At 71.5% G+C, this 17887-nt stretch carries 15 protein-coding genes; 3 read left to right on the forward strand and 12 right to left on the reverse strand.

Going from position 1 to position 17887, the window contains the following annotated elements:
- The first annotated feature begins 16 nt into the window (after positions 1-16).
- Positions 17-553 (forward strand): TNT domain-containing protein, encoded by a 537-nt coding sequence (locus MTO99_RS10585; RefSeq protein ID WP_243553574.1) that lies wholly within the window; start codon positions 17-19, stop codon positions 551-553.
- Between the two features lie 21 nt (positions 554-574).
- Here the strand turns inward: MTO99_RS10585 and MTO99_RS10590 are convergent, their stop codons facing one another.
- The 12 genes from MTO99_RS10590 to MTO99_RS10645 all read right to left on the reverse strand — a co-directional run bounded on the left by MTO99_RS10590 (position 575) and on the right by MTO99_RS10645 (position 16451).
- Positions 575-949, reverse strand: a complete 375-nt coding sequence (locus MTO99_RS10590; RefSeq protein ID WP_243553575.1) for a hypothetical protein — start codon at positions 947-949, stop codon at positions 575-577.
- 46 nt (positions 950-995) lie between these two features.
- A complete protein-coding gene (locus tag MTO99_RS10595) occupies positions 996-1418 on the reverse strand; it encodes a hypothetical protein (protein ID WP_243553576.1) in 423 nt (140 codons plus the stop codon).
- Positions 1411-1701: a hypothetical protein gene (locus MTO99_RS10600; RefSeq protein WP_243553577.1), complete on the reverse strand. Its 291-nt coding sequence runs from the start codon at positions 1699-1701 to the stop codon at positions 1411-1413. Before MTO99_RS10600 ends, MTO99_RS10595 begins: the two co-directional genes overlap by 8 nt.
- Before the next feature lie 596 nt (positions 1702-2297).
- Positions 2298-2675 (reverse strand): hypothetical protein, encoded by a 378-nt coding sequence (locus MTO99_RS10605; RefSeq protein WP_243553578.1) that lies wholly within the window; start codon positions 2673-2675, stop codon positions 2298-2300.
- Positions 2676-2973: 298 nt separating this feature from the next.
- Positions 2974-3255 carry a hypothetical protein gene (locus MTO99_RS10610; protein WP_243553579.1) on the reverse strand — a complete coding sequence of 94 codons (282 nt, stop codon included), beginning with the start codon at positions 3253-3255 and terminating at the stop codon, positions 2974-2976.
- 10 nt (positions 3256-3265) lie between these two features.
- Positions 3266-8635: a polymorphic toxin type 15 domain-containing protein gene (locus MTO99_RS19260; protein WP_243553580.1), complete on the reverse strand. Its 5370-nt coding sequence runs from the start codon at positions 8633-8635 to the stop codon at positions 3266-3268.
- 10 nt (positions 8636-8645) lie between these two features.
- Entirely contained in the window at positions 8646-8954 is a 309-nt protein-coding gene (locus MTO99_RS10620) for a WXG100 family type VII secretion target (protein WP_243553581.1), read from the reverse strand.
- Positions 8947-9588: a WXG100 family type VII secretion target gene (locus tag MTO99_RS10625; RefSeq protein WP_243553582.1), complete on the reverse strand. Its 642-nt coding sequence runs from the start codon at positions 9586-9588 to the stop codon at positions 8947-8949. Before MTO99_RS10625 ends, MTO99_RS10620 begins: the two co-directional genes overlap by 8 nt.
- A gap of 90 nt (positions 9589-9678) precedes the next feature.
- Positions 9679-9972, reverse strand: a complete 294-nt coding sequence (locus MTO99_RS10630) for a WXG100 family type VII secretion target (RefSeq protein ID WP_149161145.1) — start codon at positions 9970-9972, stop codon at positions 9679-9681.
- Between the two features lie 133 nt (positions 9973-10105).
- On the reverse strand, positions 10106-10756 hold the full coding sequence (locus MTO99_RS10635; RefSeq protein ID WP_243553583.1) for an FHA domain-containing protein: 651 nt from the start codon (positions 10754-10756) through the stop codon (positions 10106-10108).
- A 51-nt stretch (positions 10757-10807) separates the two neighbouring features.
- The gene (locus tag MTO99_RS10640) at positions 10808-15160 is read right to left on the reverse strand and encodes a type VII secretion EssC family protein (RefSeq protein ID WP_243553584.1); all 4353 of its coding nucleotides are present in this window, start codon (positions 15158-15160) and stop codon (positions 10808-10810) included.
- Between the two features lie 70 nt (positions 15161-15230).
- A complete protein-coding gene (locus MTO99_RS10645) occupies positions 15231-16451 on the reverse strand; it encodes a hypothetical protein (RefSeq protein WP_243553585.1) in 1221 nt (406 codons plus the stop codon).
- 69 nt (positions 16452-16520) lie between these two features.
- On the opposite strand from MTO99_RS10645, the gene MTO99_RS10650 reads away from it, so the two are divergent.
- Positions 16521-17078, forward strand: a complete 558-nt coding sequence (locus MTO99_RS10650) for a hypothetical protein (protein ID WP_243553586.1) — start codon at positions 16521-16523, stop codon at positions 17076-17078.
- Positions 17078-17881, forward strand: a complete 804-nt coding sequence (locus MTO99_RS10655; RefSeq protein WP_243553587.1) for a hypothetical protein — start codon at positions 17078-17080, stop codon at positions 17879-17881. The genes MTO99_RS10650 and MTO99_RS10655 overlap by 1 nt, the downstream gene beginning before the upstream one ends.
- Positions 17882-17887 lie beyond the last annotated feature (6 nt).

Here is a 17887-nt window from a genome sequence, read left to right on the forward strand (position 1 = left end):
CGACGAGGTGCTGCCGATGGAACGCGCCCTCGCCCTTCGCGGCGGCGGCGACGGCTACACGCTGGTCACCGTCGACTACGGTCGGGAGTTCCCCCTGGCGACGTCCGCTTCGGCCGAGGAGGCCGTCGGCACCCTGCTCGAGTACGTCGATCGCGAGCTCCCTGCGCCCCGATCGGCGAGCGCCGCAGAGCTGAACGCGCTGGCCGCAGCCGCCGACCCGCACTACACCGAACTCGCCGGCCGACTCGGTCAAGGCTCGCTGCTCATCTCGCTCCCCGCCGAGCTCGTCCTCGACCGCATCGGAGCGCTCGACGGCGTCTACCTGTTCCCCGCCGGAACACCGGTCGAGGCACGTTCGCTTCCACCGACCTCGCTGCGCGACGGCGCGCGCCTGCACCGGTTCACCACCGCCGGCGACGTCCTCGTCCACGCCGAACTCGTCGCCCCGTGGTTCGGCCAGCCCGGTGGCGGCCTGCGGTTCCGACTCGCGGAGGACTTCCGTGGGATCCGCGACCTGGTCGTCACCGGCGCGCTGCAGCGACTCGCGGACTGACGCGAGTACTGCCGTTCGCGTTCAGGCGTCGTGAGCGGGAATCGGGACCTCGACCACCGCGAACGGCGCGACGAGCGCGTCGTACTGCTCGACGTTCAACTGAGTACGACGAGCGATGCCGTGTGCGGCGAAGAGGGTGTCGTGGATGGCCGCGCTCAGCGCGCCGTCGCCAAGTGCGGCGAGTTCTTCGTGCCGCGGCCGGACCGCATCGCGCACGCGCTTGTCGAGGTTGCTGAACTCCGAGGCTGACAGCTTCGCCTCCTTCCTCGCCGCGATGCGCGGCGCCGGGCCGAGACGCTTTCCCGCTTCGCGGACACGGGCGAACTGGTCGGCGGACAACGTGGAAACCGCCGTGAGGAAGGCGTCGAGCGAGCCGTCTGGATCGAGCGTAGGCATGACGCCAGCCTAGGGAAAAGCGACAGCAGCCGTGAACCGGAAGCAGTCAGCGATCGCGGCCCTCGACCGCGAAGGCGACCAGCCCAACGCGAGCCGCCGTACCGTCGGGCACGGTGAGGCGCCACGCTTCGTCAGGAGCGACCAGCGTGAGCGCACCTGCGCCGGGTTCGATCTGGAACCCCGGCGGCAGTGTGTCACCGCGGTGGACGACCTGCACATCCGACCGGACGAGGAACCGAAGGAAGTCGACGATCAGTTCCAGCTCGTCCGCCGTCGCGCGTTCGCGCTCCGCCGACGAGCGGGACTTGAGGTTCAGTGAGAACCGCCCGCCGACGGAACGAACCAGGTAGAGCACCTCCATGTCGCCGACGGCGAGCAGTGCCTCGTGCCACTCGAACCGCTCGTAGCGCGCGGCCGAGAGCGCGGCCACGAAACGCGGATCGGTCGCGAGTGCCTCGAGATCAGGCATCGGGCGCGTCGACCGGGGTCATCGCATCGATCTTGTCGAGGTTCAGGATGTACGCCTCACGACGCACCTCACCCGTACGCTTCGCGATGAAGATCGCGAGGTTGTCGTTGCGGTTGAACTGCACATGGCCGTCCACGAGGTACTCGCGAGAACCCCACGTCGGAAGAACATCGTCCGCGTCCTCGTACCACTCCGACCCGATGTGCAGGTGGCCCGAGATCGCCGGCGGATGCTCGCCGAAGTGCTGCTCGAGCGACCGCCGCGCCTCCTGGATCGTCACCACGCGTCACGCCTCCTGGTCGACATCGTCTTCGTCGTTGCTCAGCCATTCTCGCACCGCACCCAACGGCGCGTGCGGGTCGGGCCAGAGCCCCGCAGCCGGGAGCAGCACGCTCGAATGCGGGAGTCGCGCGCTCTGCTGCGGGAGCGCTGCGACCGGAGGGAGGGAGGATTCGAACCGACGGAGGCCCTCCTCGAGACGCCAGTTCTGGTCCTCCTCGCCGTCCAGCGGTTGTTCGCGGCGATCTCGCGATCGATCATCTCGCGGGGGCGGTCCGCCATGTCCGTGCTGCGGCTCCACTGCTCCACGAGGGAGCGCTCGGACGCGATGTCGGGCTTGGCCGTCTTCACGACCTCGGAGGTCGGGACGAGATCGTCGACGCGCAACACCTCGATGTCCCCGCGCTTCGGGTCGTTGAAGTACATGCGGTCGAGGTACTTCGATGCGTCGTCGAGCTGTGAGAACTGGCGTCGCGTGCCATCGGCCCGCACCCAGTCGGAGGCGATCGTCGGAAGGTACCGACCCTCGAAAGCGCACGGTGGGCTGATCCAGCATCGTGATTCTTCCGACACGGCGGTCGGTGTCGACGTTCCCGAGCGCTACTCGTCGATCGGTTGGTCGGCCTCGGGCGCGATCGCACCCGCGACGATGAACGGCCCGACGAGCGCCAGGTACTCCTCGGACGAGAGACGCGTCCGACGTACGATGCCGTGCGCCGCCGAAAGCGTGTCCGATACTGCCGAAGACACCGCACCCGGGCCGGCGGCGGACAACGCCTCGTGCAAGGGCTCGAGGAGCGCACGCACCCGATGGTCGAGCGCGCTGAAGTCGGCCGCGGACAACTTCGCGGCCTTCCGCGCCGCCGACCGTGCCTTCGCACCGATCCGTCGCGCCTCACTCAAGACCGTCGCGAACTGTTCAGGCGTGAACGACGCCACCGAATCGAGGAACGCGTCCAGTTCTGCCGATGCCGCCATGTCCCTCACCCTCCCACGCCGCACGACCTGAGCGATTCAGGCCGAACGGCCGGGGATCGGAACCTCGACCACCGCGAACGGCGCAACGAGCGTCGTACTGCTCGATGCTCAAGCGACTGCGACAAGGCGATGCCGTGCGCGGCGGAGAGGGTGGCGTGGATCACCGCGCTCAGCGCCCCGTCGCCGAGACGCACCTCAGCTGTGCGCTGCGCGATGAAGAGCGCACGGTTGTCGTCGCCGGCGCGCCCAACTGGAGCACCGCTCCTCGGGCACCCCCTCCACGTGACCGTCGACCGGTCTACGAAGAGGCGACCCGAGTCATCTTCTTGACCTTGTCGAAGCTCGCGAAACGGTCTTCCCGTCGCACGGCGCCGCTTCGCTTGTCGATGAGCACGACGAGGTTGTCCATGCGGGTGTACGTGGGATCTCCGTCGACGTAGAACTCACGCGCCCCCCAGACCGGAAGGAAGTCGTCCGCATCCTCGAACCAGCCGTCGACATGCAGCGTTCCCTGCAGCGGGAGCGGGTGCTCGCGGACGTACTGCTCGAACGCGGAGCGCGCCTCGTCGACCGTCATCATGTCGCCAGTCTCACTCATCCTCGTCGTCACCGCCAAGCCACTCCATGGCGAACACGGCTCCTGCGCCCGCCGCGGCGGCACCGATGGCTGCCCCGGCGACCATCGCCCGCTTGCTCGAGCTCGGTCCGGGCTGTGCCGGCGGGTTCGAGGGCGTGGTCGGAGCCGGCGGGTTCGCCAGGAACTGCTGGATCGCCTTCTCACCGCGCATCAGGCTCGCGTTCTGCCTCATCAAGGCGTGCCTCGAGCGTTTCGCCGCCTCCACGTCCGTCGGGGACGCGCTCGGGTCGTGGATCACCGAGTCGTACTCGGCGATCAGTCTGGCGTTCTGCGCCTGCCAGTCGGCGGTCCGCTGCAACTGGTCAGCCGGCTCGAGCGCTTCCAGCATCTGTGCCGTCTTGTCTCCGTCGCCCGGCATCACGCTCTCGAGCACGGACTCGCGGGGAACGAGGTCGTCGACACGCAGCACATGGATTCCGAACGCGGGCCCGCGCTGCGGGAGCGGGCGCGCCGGGTCCGAATAGTCGTAGACCAGTTCGTCGAGGTACTGCGAGACGTCATGGCCGAAGTCCGGCTGCTTCGGCACGGAGGGCTGCGCGTCGACGAAGCGCAGACCCTGTGCGGTCTTCTCCACCGTGAAGATGTGCGCACCACCCGATTTCCACTGTCCCGAGATGAAGCCACGTGCACCGATGTCCCACCCGGAGGTGAGGTCCGCGAGCGCCTGAGCAACGGGCACGCCCGGGGTCGGCTGCACCACCTCGAAGTCGCGAACCGTTCCGTCCTTCTGGGCCCAGTCGCGCGCGATCGATTCGTTCCATCGGCCCTGCGGCGTCGGGACCTGCTGGCCGTTCGCATCGATGTCGAAGCCCCAAACGGTCGGCGCTGCGATCGCGTCCCATCCGCGCTGACGCAATTCGAGTGCCGTGACCACCCGGTGGCAGTTGTTGCCGTACAGGGCGGGGTCGGTGCGATACCCCTCCTGGTTGGTCGAATCGACCGAATGCGTCATCGACTCGGCGGTCGGCAGCCGGTTCAGGTCCGACTCGAGGAACGCGTCGGACGGGTCCGTCTGTGTTCCGTCGAGCCCGGCTGAGTCTCCGGGCGTCGCTGGTCCGGTCTGCTCGGCGTCCGCCGCGTGGCCACTGCTGTCGCCGGATGCTTCACCCGGGTCGCCTGCTGTCGCGGGCTGCCCGGTCGGGTCCGAGTCGGAACCCGACGTCGCGGTCGGGTCAGGGGTCGACATCACATCGGGCGACGGCGTGACATCCGCCCCGGGTTGCTGGACGGTCCCCGCGGTCGTGGCTCCGGCGCGAACCCCGGGGGCGCTCGGCGTGGTGTTCGATGTCGCGGTACCCGCGCTCGTCGCCGCAACCGCGTGCGACGACGTCGCCGGCTGGGCAGACGTGAGGCCGTCGCGTACGTTCGTGGCGCTGAGGTCGACGTTCACCTTGATGTGTGCGCGAAGCTTCGGGTCGATCGCGTCCGCCGCGGCGTCCAACATGATGCCGAGGTCGGCGACCCGGCGTCGCCACTGGTTGCCGAGCGAGCTGTTGATGCCGAGATCGCCGTCTCCGTCGAACCGGTCGGGACGACCGCCGCCGACCTGGTCGGGACCGTGCAGCACCGCCCGACCGTTCATCGGCGTGCCACTGTCGGCGAGTGCCTGGTTCGCCGCGGCCTGCTCGGACTTCGCGACCCGACCGTGCTGGTCGAAGAAGTCCATGTTGTGCCGCAGCTCGGCGATCGTGAGCTGGTTGATCCCCTGCTGCTGCAGGTCGACCTGGCGCTGGAACTCCACCCAGTCGTGCTTCGGGTTCTTCATCTCGAACGAGTCGACGTCGATCGACTCCTTCAGCGAGTACGAGCCGTCCTCGTTGCGCACGATGGGCGAGCCGTCCTGCGCGGCGAGGGCATCGAGCTCCTGGCGGATCTCGGGCGTCAGCTCGGGGATCTGGTAGCCGTTGAACGTCGTGCCGGCGCCCTGCGAGCCGTCCGAGGCGTGGTCGGGTGCGACCGTCGCCTTGCTCTGCCACGTCGTGCTGTTCGCGGCCCGGTCGGCGGCGAGATCGATCGTCGAGTCGGCGCCGTCAGCACCCGTCTTCGCCGGGTCGGGCGTGCTCCCTGCATCGCCGGCCTCGGGGGTCGTCGCGTCGGGAACGTCGTAGACGTGCGAGCCGTCGGGGTTGACGACGTTCTGGGGGTGGAACGAGGCATCCCAGTGCGAGGCGTTCGGCTCGTGCGGAGGCCAGGGCGTGCGGGTGTCGGTCTGGGCATCGATCGCCCAGACGGTCTCGCCGTCGAAGTACGCCGTCATCCAGTGGCCGTCGGTCGGGGTCAGCTCGCCGTCGATCATGACCGACCGGTCGAGACCGACCACGCAGTGCGAACCGGCACCGAGTTCGCGCAGGGTGGCGTCGATCTGCGCCGGCGTCGCCGTCGTCTGCGGGAAGCCTGTGCGGGCTTCCATCTCCGCGACCGTGAGCGTGCCCGTGCCGGCCTCGGAGACCGGGTTGCCGTTCAGGTAGTCGAAGTAGTTCGCCGTGGTGTTGCCGCAGTTCGTGGCGTACCCGTTCGCCGGGTCGGACGGGTCGTAGTTCGGGTTGATCTCGCTGCGGGCCGCGTCCATGTCGGGCAGGCTGCGATCGGTGGTCGCGTGCGGCACGGCGTCGGCCGGCGGCTTCGGGTCGGCGTTGTCGCCGGGAGTCCCGTCGCCGTTCGCCGGCGTGCCGGCTTCGGCCGGACCGGTGGGCGACGCGTCAGCGGGCGAGCCCGTGCCGCTCGCGTCGGCGGGAGTTCCGCCGTCGACCGGCGATCCGGGGGTCGCCGGGGTGGTGGGCGCAGTCGGCGACGACGAGTTCGGTGAGCCGGGTGCCGTCGGCGCCTTCGGCGTCGAACCGCCACCGCCCACGTGGGTCGGCAGGAACGACGGCTTCCCGCCGATCAGCCCGGCACCGGCGGCGACTGCTGCGGCCGCGCCGCCGCCCGCCGCGGCCACGTTCTCGGGAGAGAGGTCGACGTCGGCGGGGTCGGCATCGGATGCGTCGCCATCGGATGCCTCGGAGGCAGCCTGCTCAGCCGAGGTGTCCGAAGCGGTCGAGTCGGCCGCCGTCGGGTCGGCGGCATGGTCGAGCGAGGAGCCCTCGTTCGCGGCAGGAGCCGTTGCGCCCTCGGTCGCCGGCGTCGCGGTGGCGCCGGCATCGGCCGGCGAGGTGCCGTCGACCGACACGTCGCCCTGCGAAGGCGAGAGATCGAGCGGGCCGTGGGAGGCGACGTCGGGGATCGACGAGAGGTCGGGGATCGACGCGTTGGACGAGACGTCGGTCGCGGAGCCGGTCGAGGACACGTCGGCGATCGAACCGTGCGACGACGCGTCGGCGAGCGGACCGTGCGACGACACGTCGGGGATGGACGAGAGGTCGGGGATCGACCCGTTCGACGACACGTCGGGCGTCGACCCGTTCGACGAGACATCGACGGTCGAGCCGTTCGACGACACGTCGGCGGTCGAGCCGGTCGACGCGACATCCGGCGTGGAACCATTCGAGACGACATCCGGAGTCGACCCGTTCGAAGCCACATCCGGAGTCGAACCGTTCGACGCGACATCCGGAGTCGAACCATTCGAAGCCACATCCGGAGTCGAACCGTTCGACGCCACATCCGGAGTCGAACCGTTCGAAGCCACATCCGGAGTCGACCCGTTCGACGCGACATCGGGAACCGAACCGTTCGACGACACGTCGGGCGTGCCGCCGTTCGAGACGGAGCCCGCGTCGGGGGTCGACACGCTCAGGTCGACACTCGCCGCAGCCGCGGAGCTGCTCGCGCCGCCGGCACCGGAGCCGGCCGTGGGCGAGTCGATGTCGACGTGCACGCCGCCGCCGCCCTGCGCCGAGCTGCTGCCGCCCGACGAGACCGAGGACGGGATGCTCGAGGTGTCGGGCGCCGCGGACGAGTTGCCGCCGCCCTGCGACGACGACGCGGCGCCGGTGCTGGCGGGCGTGGGTGCTTCGACCGAGGGGTCAACCGTCGTGGTTCCGCCGGGGGTACCCGGGCCCGACGTGCCGTTGCCGGGCTTCGGGAGCACCGACTTCACGCCGTGTCCGGCGAGCGTCATCCCACCGCCGAGCAGGGCGCCGAACGCCATGCTCGAGATGGGATTGAACTCTTGGCCCGTCATGCCCGACTCGGCGAGTGCGCTCATGAACCCGTCGGCCGCGCCGCCCGTGCTCTCGCCGAAGACCTGTCGGCCGAGGCCTGCGCCGTGCCCGCCGCTGAGCACCCGCGAGACAGGGGCCGCGATCGCACCGCCCGCGAATGCCGACACGAAGGCGACGCCCACGTCCTGCGGCGTGTAGTCCTTGTCGTTCTGGCGCATCTTGTTGACCGCGACCGTCGCGATCGCGCTGGCGAGTCCGGCCTGAATGCCTTCCTTCGCCATGTGCAGGGCACCGCGCACGAGCACGCCGGCGACCCCGCGAAGGCCCTGGAGGAACGTCTTCAGCTTCATGATGAGCTGGGCGATGTTCTGGCACCAGCGCAGCACCGTCGCCGTCGCCTTGGCAGCGGTCGCGAGCGCGCCGATACCCACCGTCACGATGCTGAGGAGACCGCCGATCGCGAGGTCGGCGGCGAGCTCGATCGCCATCTGCTTGAGGAACCAGCCGAGCTCTTCGCGCGTCTGGCGCAGCTGGGTGCGGAAGTCGGCGATCCACCCCTGCATGGCATCGGCGCTCTCGCCGAGCTTGGTGATGCTCTCGGCGAGCCCGTCACGGCAGCTGAGCATCGCCTTCTGCTGCGGCAGCATCGCCGCGCTGACGTTCGTCATGCTGCCGGTGACGCGCGTCTTGGCGCTCTGCAGGCTGTTGCCGAACGCACCCCAGGCATCGGCCGCCTTCTGCAGCTGGTCTTCGTCACCGGTGGGGATCACGACGCCGAGCTGGTGCAGACCCCACTCGAGGAACTCCTGGAACTCGCCCAGCGGGCCCGGCCAACCGGGCCCGAGCGCGCTCGGCACCCGGGTCGTGGACTCGTCGAAGTACGGGGTCGATTCGGCCGGCGACGCGGTCGCGGGATCGAGCCCGGCGGCCGGCTTCTGCGCCGCATCGTACGCACGCGCGGTGTTCGACAGCGCCGAGTCGAGGAGGCGGAGTCCGTTCGAGATCGAACGCACGGCGTCGATCGTCGGGCCGGCGATGGCGTCGTAGCCCTCGCTGCCCTCGCAGAACTCTTCGGCCGAGTCGTCGTCGCCCGCCATGCCGCCGAGCCCCGAGAGCTTCGAGGTCAGCGTCGAGATCGCGCTGTCGACAGTCTGCGCGATCGCGTAGAGGTGGTCGCCGTCTTGCACCAGACGAGCGGGGTCGAGTTTCACCTGCGCCATGAGTCAGCCCTTAGCCGAGGTTCGCTTCGATCTCGGTCCATGAGGAGTCGAGATCTTCGATGGTCTGTGAGTAGGCGTCGAACGAGAGCTGCACCTGGTCGTGCAGGCTCTCGGCGACATCTTGCAGAGCGGCCGCGCCGGCCGCCCAGGCCGCGAAGGAACCGAGGAAGGCCTGCATCGCAGGGCCCTGCCACTCGGTGGGGAGCATGTACGCGAAACCGCTGGCTCCCTCTTTCAGCGCCGAGCAGTAGTTGACGAGCTCGTTCATGGTTTGCGCGAGCTGACGCAGGTCGCTCGTGTCGGCTTGCTGCTCAGACATCCGTCTTCCCCTTCTCGGCGCCGGCCGACTGCTCGGCTGCGATGAACGCGACAGGCTGGTCGCCCAAGATGCCCGAGTCCAGGTTCTGCGACGCGATGTACGGGCCGGTGCCGATCGAGTCGTCGTCGCCGTCGCCGTCGGTGTCGCCCTTGCCCCCGCCGGTCGCCTGACCCGTGCCGGGGCGGTGGCCGATGGCCCCGCCGCCGAACTGCTCGACCTCGTCGTCGCCGGCGTAGTCGCGACCGAAGAACTCGGCCATGTCTTCGGCCTTCTCTTCACCGGCGGCGACCCGGCGGCCGAGGCCGCCGGTGTTGCCGCGCACCGCGCCGACGGCCTGCTCACGCTGCTTGAAGCCCTTGCCGATGCCCGACTCGGTCGCGGTGTAGGTGGTGTCGGCCGCCATGAGTCCGTGCTGGAGGCCGGTGAGCGCCAAACGGACCTGGCCGGCGAGCGTCTGGAAGGCCGCCCAGTTCTGACCGAACTTGTCGGCGTCCTCGCCGACCCAGGTCACATCGACGGCGCGCGAGACCGCGCTGTCGACCTGTGCCAGGTTGGAGTCGAACGTCGCCACGACGGTGCCGATCAGCGCGGCGACCTCGCTCAGCCGATCTGCGCGAACTCTGAAGGTGACCATTTCGGCCCTCTCACTCGATGCCAGTCAGGGCGGGTGCCGGCGGCGCGACGCCGTCGGCACCCGGTGGAACCCGGTGGAACCGGAAGGGGATCAGCCGTTGAAGGTGCCGGCGATCGCGTTCTCGTTGTCTTCGTACGAGAGCGCAGCCTGGTTGAGCAGGTCGCTGATGCCCTGCAGCGACTCCTTCAGCTGGAGACCGGCCTGGTCCCACTGGGAGTACAGCTCGTTGAAGCTCTGCGACGCGGCGCCCGACCAGTCGCCCGAGACGAGACCCTCGACGAGCGACTTGAGGTTCGAGAGCTGGGACTCGATCGACTGCGAGCCGCTGGAGAGCTGGCCGGCGACGCCGGCGAGGGAGTCGGATGTGACGCGGATGTCCGCCATGGTGGTTCCTCCGTAAGGGATCGTGACCTGTGCGCCTGCCCCGGAGAGCGTGCTCCGATCCGGCGCCGTGTTCACGTTAGCCGCAAACCATGTGGAATTCCGATGGGGAGGACTCCCCGTGTGGAGAACCGGGTCACGCCGCCCGCAGCTCGAAGCTGAGGTCGCCCAGCCAGATGCGGTCCCCGACGAGGGCGCGCACGCGCGTTCCGGCCGCCTCGAGCGGTGTCATGAGGCCCGCACGCTCGAGCCGCGACCCGTTCGCGGACCCCGCGTCGCCGACCAGCACCACGCCGTCGGCGACCTCGAGGAACAGGTGCACGCGCGAGACCGATCGCGTGTCGTCCTGCACCTCGACTGCTCGGGCGCCCATCGCGAGCGCCGTGTCGGTGGGTTTGCGCCCGATCACGGCGCTGCCCGTGACGACGACCCGCTGCCCGGTCGAGAACGCGAGCTCCACCCGCTCGACGGGCGCGGGCTGCGCGGGCGCCGGCGCGGGCTGCGCCACCGCGTGGTCGGCCCCGGCCTGCTGCCACGGCAGCGAGCGGGGCAACGGGATCGGCTCGATGCTCGGGCGCGCGGGCGAAGCGGCCGCCGCTGCGGCGGCTGCGGCGGGCTGCTGCGGCTGTCCGGCGGGCGGAACGGCGGCGGGCGGCTGGCCGAACTGCGGCGGGGCGGGCGGGCGCTGCGGCTCGTTCGCCTGCGGGATGAGCTGACCGCACTGCACGCAGTACATGCTGTTCGGCTGCAGCGTCGCGTCGCAGTACACGCAGTGGGCTGATGCCACGATGCTCCCTTCGGTTCGGGCGGGCGCCCGGGTCAGTCTACGTACTGCGGCTCACTGGCGGATGTCGGGGACGCGCACCGGCAGCCAGCCCGCGGGCGTCGTGAACACCGCCGACCCGGGCGTGCCCCGGCCGAGCATGAACTTCGGGATCGGCGAACCGACCGCCTGCGTTCCCAGGATCGAGGACTCGGGACGCAACACGAGCGCGCGGCGCGACCGCTTTGCCTCGACGACCGGCCCGCCGAACAGCCCCGACAGCGACTCGGAGTCGGCGGCCACGAGGAACGTGGACTGGTGCTTCACGCCCGTCAGCGCGTGCTCGATGGGCGCATTCTTGAACACCTCCGCGTCGTCGACGACGATCGTCACGTGGTCGCCGAGCCCCTCGAGCGCCGCCTCCAGCTCGGGCGGCGTGGTGGTCGCCGACGTGATCACCCGGATGCCGTGGCCCGCAGCGACCTCGGTGAGGATCGAATCGCGCGTGGCGACCACGAGCAGGGGCACCTTGCGCCAGGCCAGCTGGTGCGTGATCGCCGCGAGCGCCGACGACCGACCCGACTTCCGACCGCCGGTGACGAGCAGCCCGCCCTCGGCGGGCCAGTCGACCGTGAACCGGGAGAGCAGGTCGCCGCCGACCGCGACGACCGGGCCGTCGGCGGGCCCGGAGTCGCCGAGCGGCAGGTCGTACGCGGCGGTCAGCGCGAAGTGGCCCGGCAACGGGTCGACGCGGAACGGCTGCGGCAGTTCGGCCAGCTGCGGGAACTGGTCGAAGTGGTCGCGCACCTGCTCGACGATGCGGCGGAACGCGGCGGTCTGCACCTCGCCCGCGGTGTCGCGGACGAGGACGGCGAGCTGGGCCTCGGTTCCGGCGGCCCCGAAGAGCACGCGGCCGGGCGGCAGATCGAGCGGGATGTCACGGGCCATGATGCTGAACGCACGGTAGTCGTTGAGGTCGCGCAAGGGCAGGATGTACTGCTCGTCGATGAACGACGACACCTTGTCGCCCGAGATCGCCCGATCGCCGGTGAGCAGCACCCGCACGCCCACGGCGGGACCCTCGCGCAGCAGCCGCATGAACTGATCGCGGAACGTCACGAGCTGATCAGGGTTCATCGTCGAGAGCATGCGCTCCCAGCCGTCGACCACGACGAGCGCGTAGGGCAGTCGGGATGCCTCGGGCGCGCTCAGTCGCTGTTCGACGATGTGGCCGACGCCCGCCGCCGACAGCACCGCCTGACGGCGGCCGAGGTCCTCGAGGAGCCGCTGCATGAGGCGCGGCAGCCGGTCGGCGTCGAGCTGGGTGACGACGGCGCCGGTGTGCGGCGCGTCGACGAGGGGCAGCAGGGCGCCGTTGCCGAAGTCGGCGACGTAGAGATGCAGGTCGGCGGGCGAGTACTGCTGCACGATCTGCGCGAGCAGGGTGCGCAGCGCCGTGGTGCGGCCCGACATCGAACCGCCCGCGAACAGCAGGTGGGAGCCGTCTTCGACGCCCCAGGTGAGGCTGCGCTGGGACTGCTCCCCCGGCACGTCCTCGAGACCGAGCACGACATGCCCGTCGGGGATCGGCTGGTCCTGGAACTTCTCGAGCGGCAGCGTCGTGGGCAGCGGCATGAGCCACGGCGACGGGTTCTTGGGGATGCCGAGCTGCTGGGTCGCCGCGGTCACCAGGTTGACGAGCGCACGCAGATCGGTGTCGTCGTGGTCGGTGTTCTGCGCCTGCGCGGCGACGGCGGGGTACCTGGCCGGGTAGCCGAGACGGTCCCAGGCGAGCCGGGCCTTGCGCGGCAGCACCTTCACCGCGCGCGCGATGCCGGGCCGGATGCCCGCGACGCGGGCGGTCTGGAAGGCGACCGGGGCGGCGCCCGGGCCCGTTCGCACGTACCCGCGGCCGGGGGTCGACGGGCTGATGAACGCCGCCTCGGCCGAGCCGAGGATGTCGTTCGAGTCGGTTCGATCGGTGACGCGCAGCGCCACCCGCAGGTTGATGTTCGACTGCATCTCGGGGGTGACCACGCCGGCGGGCCGCTGGGTCGCCAGCACGAGGTTCACCCCGAGCGATCGGCCGACTCGCGCGATGCGCACGAGCCCGTCGATGAACTCGGGCAGCTCGGTCTTGAGCTCGGCGAACTCGTCGATGACGATCATCAGCCTCGCGAGCCCGCGTCGGGCCGAGGCATCCGCGTCCTTGGCCCACGCCGCATCGACGTCCTTCGCGTTCAGGTCCCGCAGCACCTTCTCGCGGCGCTTCAGCTCGGCATCGAGCGAGGCGAGCGCGCGCTCGGTCTCGCGGGCGTCGAGGTTGGTGACCATGCCGACCGTGTGCGGCAGGCGCTCGCAGTCGGCGAACGCCGACCCGCCCTTGTAGTCGACGAGCACGAAGTTGAGGGCATCGGGCCGGTTCGCCATCGCGAGCGACACGACGAGGGCCTGGAGGAACTCGCTCTTGCCCGAACCGGTCGTGCCGGCGACCAGCGCGTGCGGGCCGTCGCGCGAGATGTCGACCGCGAACTCGCCCTCGCCGGTCGCACCGACGACCACGAACGTGTTGCGCGGCTGCGACTGCCAGCGCCGCACGATCGGCTCGGGGTCGTCGAGGTCGACCTTCAGCAGTTCGGCGTAGCGGACCGCGGTGGGCAGCATCGCGTCATCGCCGACGCCGCTGTTGTGCCGGATCGAGCAGAGACTGCGCGCGATCTGCTCGCAGCGCGGCACGCTCAGCCCGTCGAGCAGCACCATCGGGTGGTAGTCGTCGCCGGTCTCGACGCGGGCGACCGCCGGGTCGAACGCGTCGATCGCGACCACGCTGCGCGCCTCTTCGGGCAGCCGCGACCGGTCGTTGTCGAGTGCGATGACGTGGATGCCGTGCGCCGTGCCGTGCTCGAGCAGGGGCACCATGCCGGGCAGCATGCGGTATTCACGGGCGCCGTCGACCACGACGACGATGTCGTTGGGCGTCTCGCCGCCCCGCTGCCCGGCGCTGCGCATACGCTGCTCGAGTTCGACGGTGAGTTCGCGCAGTCGTTCGCGTCGCGAGTCGTCGGTGTTGCCGATCGCGGCGGGCAGCGACGATCCCCCGGCCGGCCCGCCGGGCTGGGCGTGCGGCAGCCACTGCACCCACGACCACGCCGAGTCGGCGTCGTCGGGGCAGATCACGACGAGTTCGGCGTCGCGCGGCGACCGCAGGGTCGCGTACCCGGCGACCGCGGCGCGAGCGACGCTGCGCACCGCGTCGGCCGGCCCGGCGACGCCGAGCACGCCCTTGCGCAGGTCGGGGGCGATCGGCGCGGGCGCGATGCCGACCCGGCGCGGCTGGGCGCGGTCCTTGCCGCCGCCCTCGAACCGGGCGTCGAGCTCGATCTCGCCCACGCCGATGCGGACGGCGAGCGCGTCGGCGTCGGTGCGGCGTCGCTCCCAGAGCCGGGCGAGCGGCCGGGTGGCGATGTCGCCGATCACGACGGGGTCGGGCAGCCGGTACCAGGATTCGATGCGCTGGCGGCGGGCGAGGTCGGCGATGCGGTCGCCGGCGGCGTGGACGTCGTCGATCCAGTCCTGCTCGGTCTTCAGGCCCTTCTTCTTCGCGAGCCGGCGCTGGGTGAGGAACGACCCGATCACCATGATCGGACTGGCCGCGGCCATGATGAGCATGACGGCGCGGTTGAACAGCACCGCCATGGTGACGCCGAGCACGATCGGCATGATCGCCGACAGCCAGGGCATCGGCGAGGCGTCGTTGTCGTCGGGCTTGTCGCCGGGCAGCGAGACCACCGGCTGCACCGCCGCGGCGCGGATCCGCGAGGGCCGGTTGAACCCGCGGTCGCCGAGCGAGTCGACGGTGAGGTCGGCGTCGGACACGGGCGCGACGCCGAGGCGCAGCACGCTCGAGCCGACCTGCACGAGGTCGGCCGGCGCCACGACCGCGTGCCCGTCGACCCGCTCGCCGTTCACCCAGACATCGGCGCCGGGCGCCGGCGCGATCGTGGCGGTCAGCGGGGCGGGGCGACCGTCGGCGCCGGGCGCGCCGTCGGAGACGGTGATCGCGGCGTGCAGGTCGAGCAGGGCCGGGTCGGCGATCACGAGCGATGCGGATGCTCCGCTGCCGACGTGCACCGCGGCGCCGCGGGCGACGGGCAGCGCGTCCCCCGCGAACGGGCCTCCGACGATCTCGAGCCGGAGCGTGCCGGCGCCGAGTTCGCGGATCGACGCTGCGGCGGGCACGGTCGCGCCCGAACGCACCCCTGCATCGGCGAGCGAGGCCTCGGGGCGCGGGTCGTTCGTGAGCGCCTGCGGCGGCAGGCCGAGGGACTCGGCGACCTCGCCGACGGTGGTGGCCTCGTCGACGTCGAGCATCCAGGTGCCGGCGGCCTCGCCGCCGGCGCGATCGTCGATGGTGAGTCTCAGGCTCATACGTGCTGCCTCTCTGGGAACGTCGCGGCTCGGAACCTGCCGGCTCGGCGCGTCATCGCGTCATGGAACGTCATCGGGCCCCCACCCGGTCGAGGGTGGCGACCAGCGGGGTGAACACGCCGGCGGTGCTGCCGTCGTGGTCGACCGGCTCGGCCGGGATCACGGCGAGCGCGACTCCGGCGGCGGCATCGGCCGCGCCCTCGGCTTCGGATGCCTCGGCGTCGGCGTCGCCGTCACCGTCGGCCGCACCGTCGGATGCTGCGCCGTCGTCGACGACGGGCGCCATCGGCACCGGCCCGGACGTGGGCAGCCCGGCATCGGCGGGCACCAGCGTCACGGACCCCCCGGCTTGCTCGCCGCCCGCGGCGAACCGGAACGAGAACTGGTCGATCGCTCCCGAACCCGAGTACGTCGCCACACCGTCGGCACTGCACGCGACCTGGCCGTGCATGCCGCCGCCGCAGCCGACGAGCACGAGTTCGTCGCCGGCGACCGACGCGACGAGGTCGCCCAGGTCGACGGTCGCGGCGCCGCCCTCGAGGGGGGCGAAGACGTCGACCGCGACGACCGGCGGGCCCGAGGGCCGGTAGACGCCCGCGTAGACGGATGCCTCGACCGACCAGGTGCCGTAGTCGTCGGCGACGCGCACCTGCACCTCGACGGGCCCGGCGTACCCGGCCGCAGCCCGGAACACCAGGTGCGTCGGGGTCGCCCAGGCGCTGCCCGCCGCGGCCGGATCGACGCCGACCGCCTCGATCGCACCGCCCTCGGCGCACGCCGTGCACGTCAGACCGAGATCGCTGATCGGCACCCGCAGCAGCGACCCGGCGGCCACGGGCTGCGCGGCCTGCGAGGGACGCAGCACCGGGGCATCCGGCTTCGCGAGCGAGACGAGGTACTCGACCGTCATGCCCACCTCGCCGTTGGTGAACGGCACCTGCAGGCGCGTGAGGCCCGCGTCGGGGTCGTACTCGGGCGCGGCGAGGTCGATCGCCTCCTCGGTGCAGCCCACCACGAGCGGACTCGCGCCGGTCACCGCCGCGCAGTCGGCGATGCGCCACGGTGCGGCGGGGGTGATCTGCTCGGTGCCCAGATACGGGATCGCGATCGTCGTCGGCGCGGCGGGAGCCGGGGCATCCGACGGCTGCTCGGCCGCGAACGCGAGCCCACCGCCCGGGCCGAACGAGCCGGACGCGGCGAGCGCGAGCAGCACCGCGGCCAGTGCCGCACCGTGCCGGATCCGTCGCCGCACCATGCTCCTCTCGAGGGCGCCCGAGACCCGCGCGGACACCGATATAGCATGGTACGCGGTCGGCTCGCCCGACCCCGCATCCCTGCATCCACCCCCGGAGGACGAGCGATGGTCGACCGCATCATGCCTTCGGCGCCCGCCGAGCGCGGCGTCATCGGCCACGGCGCCGGCCAGCCCGCACTCGGCGCGCGCGCCGGATCGCGCTCGCTCGGCGGCGGGGCCGCGGTGCTCCCCGAGCTCGCCGCGGCGCCGGCGCGCGAACGGCGCTGGTGGAAGCATCCGGCCTTCATCGTGTCGATGATCCTCACCGTGCTCGCCCTGGGCGCCGCGGTCGCCTGGTGGATCGTCTCGGTCGTGACCGATTCGTCCGTGCGCGTCGACGGGCTGTCGATCTCGCTCGAGGGCGGCAACCTGCACCTCGACTGGGGCGGGCCCGACGCCGAGTACGCGCTGTTCGCGGTCGCCGCCGACGGCACCGCGACCGATCTCACCCAACTCGTCGTCGCCAGCACCGAAGCGTGGATCCCCTCGGCCCTCGGGCTCTACGACGACGCGACCTGCTTCGTCGTGCGGCCCGCGCAGGTGTCGGGCGAGGTGACGCTCGACGCGGCGACCCTGCAGTCGCAGGGCGGCGCCGGCGCGTGCGTGTCCGACGCGGGCGCGTGATGCGCGGCCCCAGGTTCGGGAGCGCTCGGCCCGGCGGCGCCGGGTTCCGCGGCGCCCGGCTCGGCGGCGCGGTCGCGGCGATCGCGATCGCGGCGCTGCTGAGCGGATGCTCCGGCAGCGCGCAACCCGCACCCGCACCGCCGGCCGGCATCGACCTCGAGGGTTTCGACGGATCGAGCGGCAACGGGCTGTGGCTGGGCTCGAGCGAGGCGATCGAGGCCGAACTGCTCGGCGCCGTGCGCAACGCCGGGCCGGTGCACCTGACCGGTTCGATGACCGAGCTCGTCGCGCCCGACGACCCGACGGAGGACGCGTACCGCGGCCGGACCCTCACGGTCGACTACCGCGGCCGCGCCGACGCGTTCGATGCGCGGGTGAACGCCGGCGATCAGCAGGTGCGCGTCGTGGCATCCGCCGGCGAAGCCCGCATCCTCGGCAACGCCGACTGGGCCGCAGCGACCGGCGCACCCGAGACCGCCGATTCGGTGGTGTGCACGGTGGGATCCGGCCCGCTGCTGGAGCGCCTCGCACCGTTGCTCTCGCCGCCCGACCTCATCGGCGCGCTGCTCGAGGGGCAGTCGCTCAGCGTGGCCGAACCCGCGGGCGACGTCGACACGCTGCAGGTCGTCGTCGGCACCGAGGATGCGGCGCTGGGCGTGCTCGTGGTCGAACGGTTCGGCCCGCCGCTGCCCCGGTCGTTCACCGCGGCCGACGGCAGCGGCGACGGCTCGTTCGTGTTCGAGGGCTGGGGCGAGGCGCCCGACCTCGACGCGTCGCTCGCCGAGCTGCCCTGCTCGGGCTGAGCGTCT

This window comes from Agromyces larvae (assembly GCF_022811705.1).
Lineage (GTDB): Bacteria > Actinomycetota > Actinomycetes > Actinomycetales > Microbacteriaceae > Agromyces > Agromyces larvae.